Source organism: Campylobacter concisus, assembly GCF_015679985.1.
Taxonomy (GTDB): Bacteria; Campylobacterota; Campylobacteria; order Campylobacterales; family Campylobacteraceae; genus Campylobacter_A; species Campylobacter_A concisus_AC.
On the sequence record NZ_CP049239.1, the window covers coordinates 15,893 to 27,798 of the forward strand.

Sequence of the window (11,906 nt, forward strand, 5' to 3'; positions counted from 1 at the left end):
CCATTAGGTTATAAGATTTTTTTAAATTTTATTTTTAAGGATTGCAACATGAAAATGCTATTTTTAGCCCCTGTCTTAGCATGTAGTCTTGCTTTTGGTGCTGATGTGATCGCAAAAGATGCGAACATAACACTTGATGGCAAAATGATTGGTAAGATCGAAGTTTTAACGCCAGTTGAGGTTATAGAAAAAGGTGAAAAGACGAGCAAGATAAAGGTTAATGGTGTAGTTTCAACGAACTATTTAGCCCAGCTTCAAAGAAGCATAGAAGATCCGGAAGTTTTTATTGCTTTTAATGATGAAAGTGGGACAAATTTTAAAAAAGTAAAAGATCTTGAAGATGACTACGGCGAGGTTTGGTACCAAGCTGAGGGCGTTTACGAAGTGCCAAATGACGCACTTGGTGGCGATACAAAAAAGCTTTACGTAAAAGCACAACAAATTTACGAAGAGACTTGTTCTGCATGTCATAGACTTCATGAGCCAAATAGCTTTACAGCGGCTCAGTGGCCAGCAAATTTAGCTGGAATGGTCGATGCAAAATTTGTAGCACTAGACGAAACTGACCTAAATTTAGTGCTCAAATACTTACAACACAATGCCAAAAAAGTAAAATAAATTTTTCATAAGGGAGAAAATATGAAAAGACGAGATTTTATAAAATTTTCTGCGCTTGCAGCCACTGCGGCACAAGCAAGTAGGATTGAAGGTGTGACAAAAACCATTTTTGACCAAAAGAAAACTTTTGGAGCAAATAGATTTGGTCTATTTTGGGCAAATACCAACTCAAATCAAATCGTCTCTGCCGATCCATTTGATGGTGATAAATTCCCAAATACAATGAATAACAGTTTGCCAGATCTCATCCAAAATGAAAGTCGCGTACTCTATCCGTACGTAAGAAAAAGCTACTTAAAGGCAAAAGGCGCGGCAAAAAGCGAGCTTCGTGGCAAAGAAGAATTTGTACGTGTTAGCTGGGATACGGCACTTGACCTTGCTGCAAAAGCCTTAAAAGAAAATTTTGACAAATATGGTCCAGAAAGTATTTACGGCGAATGCTACTGGTGGGGTGGCAGTGGTAAGATCAGCTGGGGCAGAACCGTTGGTCACAGGATGCTAAAAGTGCTTGGCGGATACGTCGAAGAGAGCGGTGACTATTCAACTGGAGCTGGGCTTGTCATCATGCCTCACGTCCTTGGAAATAGTGCGGTTTATGATGCTCCTACAAAATGGGAAGCCATGGTTAAAAATGCTAAGAACATCGTATTTTGGGGTACTGACCCGCTTGTAACTGGTCAAATTTCATGGCAACCACCAACACACGATGGTTATCTTGGTATCAAAAAGATAAAAGATGCTGGCATTAAAACTTATAGTGTTTGCGTCTTTAAAAACGACACCACAAGATATCTTGACTCTGAAACTATCATCGTTCGTCCAAACACCGACGTAGCAATGATGCTTGGCATGTGCCACTATCTATATGAAAACAAGCTTTATGATGAGGAATTTATCAAAAAATACACAGTTGGTTTTAATAAATTTAAAGACTATCTGCTTGGCACCACCGACAAAGTGGTAAAAGATATAAACTGGGCTAGTAAAATTTGTGGTGTAAAAGCTGAAGATATCGCTAAATTTGCTACCGTACTCGCAAAAGAGCCAAGTACTATCATCGCTGGCAGATCTCTTCAAAGACAAGATCATGGTGAGATGGGCTTTTGGGGTATCGTAACACTTAGTGCGATGCTTGGCCACATCGGTAAAGAGGGTCTTGGATTTGAGTTTAACCTCTACTACGGAAACGGCAGCACTGATAAGATAGCACCTGCTCTAAAAGGTATCAGCACTAGGATAAGCGAGAAATATGAAAACGTAGATGGTGCTCCGTGGAAAAAATTTAAAAACGTAACCATCCCATCTTCAAGATCAATCGAAGCTTTGCAAAATCCTGGCAAAGAGATAGACTATGATGGTTCTAAGATCAAACTTCCACACATGAGAGTGGCTTACATGGCGTCTGGATCGATGTTTACAAGGCATCAGGACGTAAATAATGCCGTAAAAGCATGGCGTAAATTTGATACTGTTATCACAGCTGAGCCATTTTGGACAAGTACAGCTAAACTAAGCGATATCGTCTTACCAGTGGCACTTGAGGTAGAGAGAAATGACATCAACCAAAGTGTTCCATCGAGCGAATACATCGTGGCTTACAAGCCAGTAGTTGAGCCAATGGGCGAAAGCAGAAGCGACTACTGGATATGCTCACAAATTTGCAAACGCTGGGGCAGAGAAGAGGTCTTTACTGAGGGTAAAGATGAGCTTGGCTGGGCGAAAGAATTTTACGCAGATGCGGTGGAACAAGCCAAAGCACTAGATCTTAAAATGCCAAGCTTTGATGAGTTTTGGAATGAGGGCTATGTCAAATTTGACAAAGACAATGAAGAGACAAAATACTACACAAGACTTAGTGCATTTAGAGAAAACCCACACAAAAATCGCCTTGGCACGCCATCAGGCAAGATAGAGATATACTCTCCAACTATTGCTAAATTTGGCTACAAAGACTTTGCTCCACACTTTGCCTGGATCGAGCCGTTTGAGTGGCTTGGTAGTGAAAAAGCTAAAAAATATCCATTTAGCATTACAACCCCACACTCAAGATATCGCCTCCACTCTCAGCTAAATAACTCAATAATCAGAAACTACGCTGAAGTGAGCGCAAGAGAGCCGATGCTAATAAATACAAACGACGCTAAGAAAAAAGGCATTGCAACTGGTGATGTAGTGAGAGTCTTTAACGACAGGGGCGAAATTTTGGTAGGAGCGCTTGTTACTGACATCATCCCAGAGCGTGTCATCGCTATTTGTGAAGGCGCATGGTACGACCCTGAAGTGCTTGGCGAAAGAAGCCTTTGCAAGCACGGCTGCATCAATGTCCTAACACGCGACAAAGGCACATCTAGTATCGCTCAAAGCAACTGCGGACATACGATACTAGCCGATCTTGAAAAATATAAAGGCGAGATCAAACCAATAACTGCCTTTTCTAAACCAAAAATTTTACAATCTTTGTAGAATTTATATAAATTTAGCCCCCGTTTGGGGGGCTAAATTATTTTTAGGTCATTTATATCTTCAAATTTGATCCTAGTTTTTACAACCATAAGAGTTTTATTTTTGAAATTTACGCCAGAGATTAGTCCGCTAGCACTTGTATAGGTGCAGCCGTCATGATAGCTCACATATACTTCATCAGCTGGCCTTAGCTCGCTTATCTTTTTTAAAATTTCATCGACCTTACTCTCGTCAAGCTCTAGTTTTTCGCATTTTTCTCGCTCTCTTGACCGCAGGGCTCGCTCTAAGGTTGATAGGGGATTAAACGAGCTAAAAATTTTTGCTCTATCTTTACTCGCCACTTTTGTGCCCTCCGATCTTTTTATTTCTATCTTGCCCAGTAGCTTCTGGTAGTAGATCGATCGCTCTTAACACCGAGTTTTTACCAAATTTTTCTTTTATGAGATTTAGGGACTTTAAAACCGCCTTTTCTTTAGTATCATCCTCAAAAAGACTTTGGTGAGTTAGGTTCTCTTTTACTACGTCGTTTGCACTGATGCTAATTTGCCTAATCAGCCCAACATTTTTTATCTTGTTTAAAAGTAGCTCTTCGGCCAAACTCATCAGCACACTTGAGACATTTGTTGGTGTCTTAAACCGAACGCTTGCACGTTGTAGTGGCTCAAGCTTATCAGCAAATTTTATATTTATCGTTATTCCACTTGCCATTACTTCTTTGTTGATCATCCTAAGCGCTAGCCTATCAGCCATCTCTTTTAGTACGACTACCGCCTCGCAACGCTCATAATCTCTTGGTAAAATTTCAGAGCTAAAGTAGGATTTTGTTCTTGGTTTATATGCTTTTATGTCAGCTATTGTCGTTGGCTCTATGCCATTTGCGTGATCTATCGTTATATAGGCATCAACTCCAAAAAAATTCTCAAGTAGGCTTCGCGGAGCATTTGCTATATCTTTCATACAAAAAATTCCATGTTTTTCCAGCTTTAGTCTAGTTTGCTTACCGATACGCCAAAAGTCATCTAGCGGTTGATGCGTCCAAAGACGTTCTTTATAAAGCTGCTCGTCTAAAAATGCAATCCCATCATCACTATGCTTAGCTAGGATATCAAGGGCGATTTTTGCGAGGTATAAATTTGTACCCATGCCACAGGTGGCTGTCACTCCAGTAGTTTTTAAAATTTCATTCATTATCTTTTTGGCTATGGATTTTGCGTCGGTATTATAAAATTTAACATAAGAAGTAAGATCGATAAAGGCCTCATCGATAGAATAGACGTAGATATCGTCTTTTGAGACATATTTTAGATATATCTCATAAATTTTAGCCGCATAGTCGATGTAAAACTGCATTCTAGGTGGTGCAATGATAAATTTTATAGCCTTTGGTATTTCAAAAAGCCTGCATCTATTTTTCACACCTTTTGCTCTAAGAGCTGGGCTAACGGCTAGGCAAACACTTCCGTTGCCACGACTATCGTCAGCCACGACTAGGTCGGCTTTAAACGGATCAAGCCCTCGCTCCACGCACTCAACTGAGGCGTAAAAGGACTTTAGATCAATGACGGCATAAAATTTTTGTACTTCGTTTTTCATGGAGTGATTATAGATGAAAATTAGTAAAAGTTCGTTTTTGAAAAATCGATCTTAAGGCTAAAATTTCTAATAAAAATTTTTTAGAAACAAAATAAGTAAAATGGATAAATTTTACTAGTGGAACTAGGGTAAATGCAATGCACAACGAAGTTAATATAATTGGTTCTACTATCGAAAAAAGTAGACAATCAGGTGTTTATATTGATTTAACAGATAGAAGTGATGTAAATTTTAACAAAGTAAAAGCAACTCTCGTATCAAAAAGAAAAAATAAAAATGGCGAGTCTATGCTTGGAGCTTTTGCTATGCCAACATTTGATAACAGCAATGAAGATGCTAAAATAGATGGCAGAGTTAGAAATTATGGATTTGGTATTTTTTTAAGGCTAAATTTGCCACGTGATTTTTATATCGATCTCATGGCAAAAGCTGGTAGGAGCCAAACAAAGGTTGATGCGAAAGATGTGGATTATAAAATCTCAATGCCATACTACAATGCTAGCTTTGGCGTCGGCAAAAAGATGAAATTTAGTAGTTTTATGCTCGATAGTGGGCTAAACTACGCACTCTCTTATGTCGGTAGCGATGAGGCAGATATCGGACAAAGCATATTAAAATTTAGTAGCGTTACATCAAGTAGAGCTAAAATTTACTCAAAGATAGCCTATGATGCTGGTAAATTTAATCATTATGGAAAAATTAGCGCTGAGTATAAATTTAACACCAAGTCAAAAATAGCGGTGATCCAAGAAGACGAGGAGATCAGCCTAACTCAAAAAGGTACAAGTTCAGAGGTTGAGGTCGGTCTAAGATATACGCCAACTAATGCAACACTCATAAATTTTTGGCATAGCACAATCTTTTGGTAAAAAAGATCAAAGCAGCGCAAAACTTCAGTTTGCTTATAGATTCTAAAAATTTAGTGGCTTTTTGGGCCACTAAATTTACTTATTTTTATAGATTTAGCCGTAAATTTTCTTTAAATTCTCAAGCTTTGTGCTAGTATTTAGCAGTAACATATCGGCGATAACTAGCCTTATCATCGCGGTTGCAACGACGCTTCCTCGTATGCCTATGCATGGATCATGCCTACCTCTTAGCTCAAAATCTACCACTTCGCCAGCTAAATTTAGCGTCTTTTGCTCTTTAAATATCGAAGGTGTTGGCTTAAAATGGCTCTTTAGCACGATCTCAGCACCACTGCTTATACCCCCAAGTATGCCACCAGCGTTGTTGCTTAAAAAGCCAAGCTCGTCCATCTCGTCGTTGTTTGCTGAGCCAAGCATAGAGCTTACATTTACGCCAGCGCCGATCTCTACGGCTTTTACTCCGTTTATGCCCATTAAAGCAGCTGCCAAAGCGCTATCTAGCCTATCGTAAAGTGGCTCGCCAAGACCAGCTGGCACGCCTCTAGCCACGCTTAAAACCACAGCTCCGACGCTATCGTGCTCGCTTCTAGCTTTATTTACCGCCTCTTTCATCGCCTCTTCGTTGCCAAGGGCGTAAATTTGCGAATTTTGGGCAAAAGCAAAATCAATCTTGTCGCTAATCGCCTTGCCAATGCCAAGCACAGCGCTTAAAACTTCTATCTTAAATTCATTTAAAAGTAGCTGTGCAAATGCCCCACCAGCAACCCTAGCTGCTGTCTCTCTCGCACTTGCACGCCCGCCACCTCTGTGATCTCTGATGCCATATTTTTTAAAATAGGTAAGATCAGCATGCCCTGGGCGGAAAATCTCACGTAAATTTTCATAGTCGTTTGACTTTTGGTTGTTGTTAAAAATGGCAAAACCTATCGGCGCGCCAGTGCTCATGCCATCAAAGACGCCACTAAAAATTTCTATCTTATCAGACTCATCTCTTGCCGTTGTGAAGCTACTTTGTCCGGGGCGACGCTTATCAAGCTCGCTTTGTATGAAATCTGCATCGATCTTTATCCCAGCCGGCAGCCCGTCTATCACGCCACCTATCGCCACCCCATGGCTCTCGCCAAAGCTAGTTAAGGTTAGTTTTTTGCCAAATGTATTCAAAATTTATCCTATTTTTTGATTTTTTCTAGTGCAATTTTTGCTGCGAGCTGTTGGGCTTGCTTTTTGGAGCTTCCAACGGCACGTGAAATTTCTTTGCCATTTAGTAGCAAGGCTATCTCAAATTCTTTCTTGTGATCAGGGCCAAAAGAGCCTATGAGCTCGTATGTTGGTATGACGCCAAGGGTTGCTTGAGTGACCTCTTGAAGGGCGGTTTTGTAGTCCTTTTCAAGGTGTGCAAAGTCGATCTTTGGGTAGCAAAGCTCAAGCAAGGCGATCGAAATTTCTCTAACTTTATCAAGTCCAGCCTCTAGGTAGATAGCGCCCATCACAGCTTCAAATGCGTCACTTAAAATGCTATCTTTCTCGCGGCCGCCGTTGTTTTCTTCAGCCGTACTTAGCCTTAAAAATTTACCCATTTTTAGATGCCTTGCCATATTTGCAAAGCTTTTTTCATTTACAAGTGCGGCTCTTAGCTTGCTCATGTCGCCCTCTGCGATCTTGTTAAATTTCTTAAAAAGATACTCAGCCACGAGCAGATCCATCACCGCATCGCCCAAAAACTCGAGCCTTTCGTTATTTAGAGCCTGCTTTGTGCTCTTGTGTGTTAGCGCCTCTTCTAAAAGTGCAGTTTTTTTAAATTTATATCCAAGATTCTTTTCAAATTCTTCTAAAATTTTCATCTTTCATTCTCATCTTTTATTTTTAATGCCTCATCTCTTGCCATCTGGTCGCATTCCTCGTTTTCAGGGTGTCCAGCGTGCCCCTTAACCCAGCTTGCCACGACTTTGTGAAGCTTTGAAATTTCTAAATACTCCTGCCAAAGCTCGACATTTTTTACATTTTTAAAATTTCTCTTTTGCCAGTTAGAAAGCCACTCATTTATGCTATTTACCACGTATGAACTATCGGTAAATAGCCTCACCTCACAAGGCTCTTTTAGTGCTTTTAATCCCATTATCGCAGCTTTTAACTCCATTTGATTATTTGTCGTATATGCCTCTCCGCCACTTGCTTTTTTCTGCGCTTCGTTAAATCTCAATATATACGCCCAGCCGCCAGCTCCAGGGTTTCCAAGGCACGAGCCGTCGCTAAAAAGTGTTACTATCTTCACTTGGTTTTTCTGTGATGTGGGATAAAATTTTAACACTTCCTAACTCGTGGCAGACTGGACATCGGTAAAAATGCATAGGAAATGAGTTTTTGCAGCTCTTGCAAACGTAGTTAAAGCTTAGCCCAGCCGCGTCAAATTTAGCGTCTTTTAGTTTTTTGATGACGTTTAGCTCAAAGCCATAAATTTCACATGGCTCATCTATATCGCCCTTTGCGTAAAAGAGTGATTTGTACTTTGGATCGCTTAAATTTATAGGCGTTTTTAGGTTGTAAAGCAGATCGATCACATCTTCAAAACGAGCAAAATCTTTTAAATTTTCTAAATTTTCATTGTGCCTTATAAAAAGCACCAAGATCATGCGTTTTAAAAGCTCAAAATTTTGGCTAAGACGAGAGAGAACTTCTATCTTTTCATTAAAGCTTAAATTTCTATCATCAAGCGTGCTGATAGCCTTAATATAAGCTTTTTGATCTTTTACATTTACTCCAAGCTCTTCAAGCGAATTTAGTGCATAAAGTGCTTCTTTGTAGTTTTTGAGCTTCTCATCTATCATTGTCAGAAAACGAAGTGCGATGACATTTCTAGGACTTAGCTCGAGTGCCTTTTCAAAAACCTCACTAGCCTTTTTTAAAAAGCCAGCCTTAAAATAGACCTCTCCAAGCTCGTTTAGGATAAATTCTTTCTCATTTTTGTCTCTAGCTTTGCCAAGGGCGATCAGATAGATGCTAATAGACTTTTCAAAGTCGCCATTTTTGGCGAAAGTTTGCCCTAGCATACAAAGGCTTTGAGCGTCTATCTCCGGACTTTGTAGCATCTGTTTATGCTCGTCGCTTATGCCATCTTTGCTGTCAAATTTTCTTATAAATTTTTCAATGCGTTTTTTCTCATCTTTGCTTGAAAAGATACCCCAGGCATAGCTTAGTGCGGCTATCATCAATATAATGCTAAATAAAATAATAAGGCTAAATATCGGATCTCTATGCCCAATGAAAAAAATATCCACGCTCATACTTTGTAATAAAATTTTACTTTAATTATAACAAAGCAGTTGTATAATTTTGCTTATGATAGATCCAAAATCCATTGAAAAGCTTAAAAATCAAATCGATATCGTTGACATTATAGAGTACTTTGTGCCAGTCAAAAAAATGGGAGCAAACTACAAATGCGTCTGCCCATTTCATGACGACAAAAATCCTAGTATGAGCATAAGTCAAAGCAGGCAAATTTTTCACTGTTTTGCTTGTAAGGCTGGCGGAGATGCGATTAAATTTGTAATGGATTATGAGAAGCTTACCTATCCAGAAGCTATCGAGAGAATAGCTAGCCTTGTAAATTTTAGCCTTGAATACACAAGCGATAAACTTCCAACACAAAAAGAAAATAAGCACATTTTAGAAAAGGTAAATGCCTTTTATAGGAGCGAATTTTTCAAGCATGAAGCCGCTGTGAGGTATATATATTCACGTGGCATAAATGATGCGATGATCGAGAAATTTGAGCTTGGTTGGGCTGGGGATAGTGCTAGTACTATTAGGCTTTTACAAAATGAAAATATCGAGCCAAAAGAGGCACTTGAGGTCGGTATCGTAAAGCAAAACGAGAAGGGAATTTATGCTAGTTTTATCGAGCGTATTACATTTCCCATATATGCACATACGGCAAAATTAGTTGGCTTTGGTGGTAGAACGATCTCGGATCATCCTGCAAAATATGTAAATTCTCCTCAAAGCATAGTTTTTGACAAGTCAAAGCTACTTTACGGCTACCACTTAGCTAGGCAAAGCATCTTTGAAAAGAAGCAGATCATCATCACAGAGGGTTATTTAGATGTCATCATGCTTCATTTTGCAGGCTTTACAAACGCTGTTGCCGTACTCGGAACCGCACTTACAACTAATCACTTACCACTTTTAAAAAGAGGAGAGATAAGTGTAGTTCTTTGTTTTGATGGTGATGGAGCTGGTATAGGTGCAGCTATAAAATCATCTCGCCTTTTGGTTCAAAACGAGATAGACGGAAGTGTTGTTATCATAAAAGATGGTGCAGACCCTGCAGATATGGTTTTTGCAGGTAGAAGCGACGAGCTAAAAGAGATGTTTGGTTCTGGTACTGAACTTGGAGAGTTTTACATCGAGCAAATTGCCAAGAAATACGACATATCACGCCCAGTACAAAAGCAAAAGTGTTTAGAAGAGATAGTGGAATTTACAAATTCTCTAAAGCCAATAATCGCAAAAAGTTATGAGTCGTTAGTCGCAAATTTGCTCAAAATAGAGCTAAATACTTTTAGCCTTCATGGACAAAGATATATAAATAGACAAGATCAAAATTTTACAAATGCTACAACGACAAATAAACAAGTGGCTCAAAAAAAAGATAAAACTGATATTTTGGAATTTAGCGTTTTAAAGAGCATGCTTGCAAATAAAAATTACGAAACTATCGTTTTAAACGAGCTCGAGGAGAAATTCTTCTTGCATCATAAAGATTATTTTCAGGCTGTTTTATTGCCAAATATTGAAGATAACGCGGTACTTGTTAGAGAAATTTATGTTGATGAAAGCTCAAATGTAGCTTCTAGTGAAGAGAGCCTTAAAGAGGCCATTTTAAAGCTAAAACTAAAATACTATGAGAAGTTTCGCGAAGATACTAGAAAATCACAAAAACCAAATAAAATCGAAATAATGCAAAAAATTTCAGAGATTATTAAAGGCTTACACAACAAACTACAAAAAAATTAGATTTAAAAATTTAACACTTATTCAGCTTTAAATCATAAAACTAAATGTAAAATGTTCAAAGTAATAAATGTTTTTAAGATTAGTTTTATTTTTAAGGATTTATTATGATAAATTTTAAAAGATTTGAGGCGAATTTTAATGCTATAAGCAGATTTGGAGCATTAAAAGGTGGAGGGCTAACAAGGCTTGCATTTAGCAAAGAAGACTTGGAAGCTAGGAATTTTCTTATAAATTTAATAGAAGAAAATGGCTTTAAACTTAAAATTGACAATGTTGGCAATATCTTTGCCGTCTATGATGATGGCTGTGATCAAGGTGAGAAGCCAGTTTGCGTAGGCTCTCACATAGATAGCGTGCCAAATGGCGGCTTTTATGATGGTACGCTTGGCGTTATGGCTGGACTTGAAGCATTAACCTCGATAAAAGAGGCTGGCATTAAGCTAAAGCGTCCGCTTTGGCTAATAAATTTTTGCTGTGAAGAGTCAAGTAGGTTCAAGACAGCGACCATTGGCAGCAAGATAATAAGTGGCAAACTTGGTCTACAAAGGCTTCATGAATTAAAAGACGAAGATGGCATTTCGCTTTTTGAAGCGATGAGTAAATTTGGACTTGATCCACAAAATTTAAATGATTCTCTTTTAAAAGAACACTCACTTCATTCATATTTAGAACTTCACATTGAACAAGGTCCAGTGCTTGAGCGAAGCGGCATAAGTGTTGGTGTAGTAAGCGGTATCGCCGCTCCTATAAGATTTGAGATTATTATTCATGGTAAGGCAGATCACAGCGGTGCAACGCCGATGAATATGCGTAGTGACGCGCTGCTAGCTGCTTCACACATCATAATCGCTACCAATAAATTTGCTAAAAATAAAAAAACAGCTGTGGCTACTATTGGTTACACACATGCAAAACCAGGCGTTTTAAACGTCGTACCAGGCGAGGCAAGGCTTGGAGTTGATCTAAGAGATATTGATAAGACAAGCCTAGAAGAGCTAAATTTAGAGCTTAGAAATTTTATAAAAGAGCTAAGTGGTGAGCTAAATTTTAGTTATGAGATAAGAGAACTAAGTAGTGATGAGCCAGTAAAACTTAGCGAGCATGCTATAAATTTACTAAGCGAAGAGGCTGCTAAACTGGGCATAAAAACGCTTACTTTGCCAAGCGGAGCTGGACACGATGCGATGAATCTAACAAAACTTGCAAGTAGCGTTGGCATGCTTTTTATACCTTGCGTTGGTGGTATCAGTCACAATATAGCAGAAGCTATAAATTTTGATGATGCTTTCAAAGCTACACAAATTTTAACAAATGCACTAATTAAACTATCAAATGAATAAGGAGAAA

Annotated in this window: 11 protein-coding genes; 5 read left to right on the top strand and 6 right to left on the bottom strand. The window is 38.8% G+C overall.

Features of this window, described 5'->3' with window-relative positions; genetic code table 11:
• Nucleotides 1-48: 48 nt before the first annotated feature.
• Both G5B98_RS00080 and G5B98_RS00085 read left to right on the top strand, forming a co-directional pair.
• Nucleotides 49-618, top strand: coding sequence for a hypothetical protein (locus G5B98_RS00080; protein WP_196086782.1), 570 nt, complete (start codon nt 49-51; stop codon nt 616-618).
• Nucleotides 619-639: 21 nt separating this feature from the next.
• Nucleotides 640-3,081 (top strand): molybdopterin-dependent oxidoreductase, encoded by a 2,442-nt coding sequence (locus G5B98_RS00085; protein WP_196086783.1) that lies wholly within the window; start codon nt 640-642, stop codon nt 3,079-3,081.
• 32 nt (nt 3,082-3,113) lie between these two features.
• On the opposite strand, the gene G5B98_RS00090 is transcribed toward G5B98_RS00085, so the two are convergent.
• Nucleotides 3,114-3,422: a YolD-like family protein gene (locus tag G5B98_RS00090; protein WP_232524589.1), complete on the bottom strand. Its 309-nt coding sequence runs from the start codon at nt 3,420-3,422 to the stop codon at nt 3,114-3,116.
• Nucleotides 3,412-4,674, bottom strand: coding sequence for a DNA repair protein (locus G5B98_RS00095; RefSeq protein WP_196086784.1), 1,263 nt, complete (start codon nt 4,672-4,674; stop codon nt 3,412-3,414). The genes G5B98_RS00090 and G5B98_RS00095 overlap by 11 nt, the downstream gene beginning before the upstream one ends.
• 137 nt (nt 4,675-4,811) lie before the next feature.
• Here G5B98_RS00095 and G5B98_RS00100 point away from each other — a divergent pair, with 137 nt between their 5' ends.
• Complete coding sequence (locus tag G5B98_RS00100) at nt 4,812-5,543, top strand: autotransporter domain-containing protein (RefSeq protein ID WP_196086785.1); 732 nt, start codon at nt 4,812-4,814, stop codon at nt 5,541-5,543.
• Nucleotides 5,544-5,636: 93 nt separating this feature from the next.
• Here the strand turns inward: G5B98_RS00100 and aroC are convergent, their stop codons facing one another.
• Genes aroC through G5B98_RS00120 form a run of 4 tightly spaced genes read right to left on the bottom strand, consistent with a single transcriptional unit; the run spans nt 5,637 to nt 8,824 of the window.
• Nucleotides 5,637-6,704: a chorismate synthase gene (gene aroC, locus G5B98_RS00105; RefSeq protein ID WP_196086786.1), complete on the bottom strand. Its 1,068-nt coding sequence runs from the start codon at nt 6,702-6,704 to the stop codon at nt 5,637-5,639.
• Nucleotides 6,705-6,712: 8 nt separating this feature from the next.
• Nucleotides 6,713-7,384: a ribonuclease III gene (gene rnc / locus G5B98_RS00110; protein WP_196086787.1), complete on the bottom strand. Its 672-nt coding sequence runs from the start codon at nt 7,382-7,384 to the stop codon at nt 6,713-6,715.
• The gene (gene rnhA, locus G5B98_RS00115; protein ID WP_196086788.1) at nt 7,381-7,815 is read right to left on the bottom strand and encodes a ribonuclease HI; all 435 of its coding nucleotides are present in this window, start codon (nt 7,813-7,815) and stop codon (nt 7,381-7,383) included. Before rnhA ends, rnc begins: the two co-directional genes overlap by 4 nt.
• On the bottom strand, nt 7,793-8,824 hold the full coding sequence (locus G5B98_RS00120; protein WP_232524590.1) for a tetratricopeptide repeat protein: 1,032 nt from the start codon (nt 8,822-8,824) through the stop codon (nt 7,793-7,795). The genes rnhA and G5B98_RS00120 overlap by 23 nt, the downstream gene beginning before the upstream one ends.
• 55 nt (nt 8,825-8,879) lie before the next feature.
• Between G5B98_RS00120 and dnaG the strand changes: the two genes are divergently transcribed.
• Together dnaG and G5B98_RS00130 are read left to right on the top strand one after the other, a co-directional pair.
• Complete coding sequence (dnaG, locus tag G5B98_RS00125; protein ID WP_196087326.1) at nt 8,880-10,559, top strand: DNA primase; 1,680 nt, start codon at nt 8,880-8,882, stop codon at nt 10,557-10,559.
• Nucleotides 10,560-10,663: 104 nt separating this feature from the next.
• Nucleotides 10,664-11,899: a M20 family metallo-hydrolase gene (locus G5B98_RS00130; RefSeq protein ID WP_196086790.1), complete on the top strand. Its 1,236-nt coding sequence runs from the start codon at nt 10,664-10,666 to the stop codon at nt 11,897-11,899.
• The last annotated feature ends 7 nt before the right edge of the window (nt 11,900-11,906 follow it).

Coding starts and splice junctions, on each gene's coding strand:
- G5B98_RS00080 (WP_196086782.1), top strand. CDS start 49: ATGAAAATGCTATTTTTAGCCCCTGTCTTAGCATGTAGTCTTGCTTTT.
- G5B98_RS00085 (WP_196086783.1), top strand. CDS start 640: ATGAAAAGACGAGATTTTATAAAATTTTCTGCGCTTGCAGCCACTGCG.
- G5B98_RS00095 (WP_196086784.1), bottom strand. CDS start 4,674: ATGAAAAACGAAGTACAAAAATTTTATGCCGTCATTGATCTAAAGTCC.
- G5B98_RS00100 (WP_196086785.1), top strand. CDS start 4,812: ATGCACAACGAAGTTAATATAATTGGTTCTACTATCGAAAAAAGTAGA.
- rnc (WP_196086787.1), bottom strand. CDS start 7,384: ATGAAAATTTTAGAAGAATTTGAAAAGAATCTTGGATATAAATTTAAA.
- G5B98_RS00120 (WP_232524590.1), bottom strand. CDS start 8,824: ATGAGCGTGGATATTTTTTTCATTGGGCATAGAGATCCGATATTTAGC.
- dnaG (WP_196087326.1), top strand. CDS start 8,880: ATGATAGATCCAAAATCCATTGAAAAGCTTAAAAATCAAATCGATATC.
- G5B98_RS00130 (WP_196086790.1), top strand. CDS start 10,664: ATGATAAATTTTAAAAGATTTGAGGCGAATTTTAATGCTATAAGCAGA.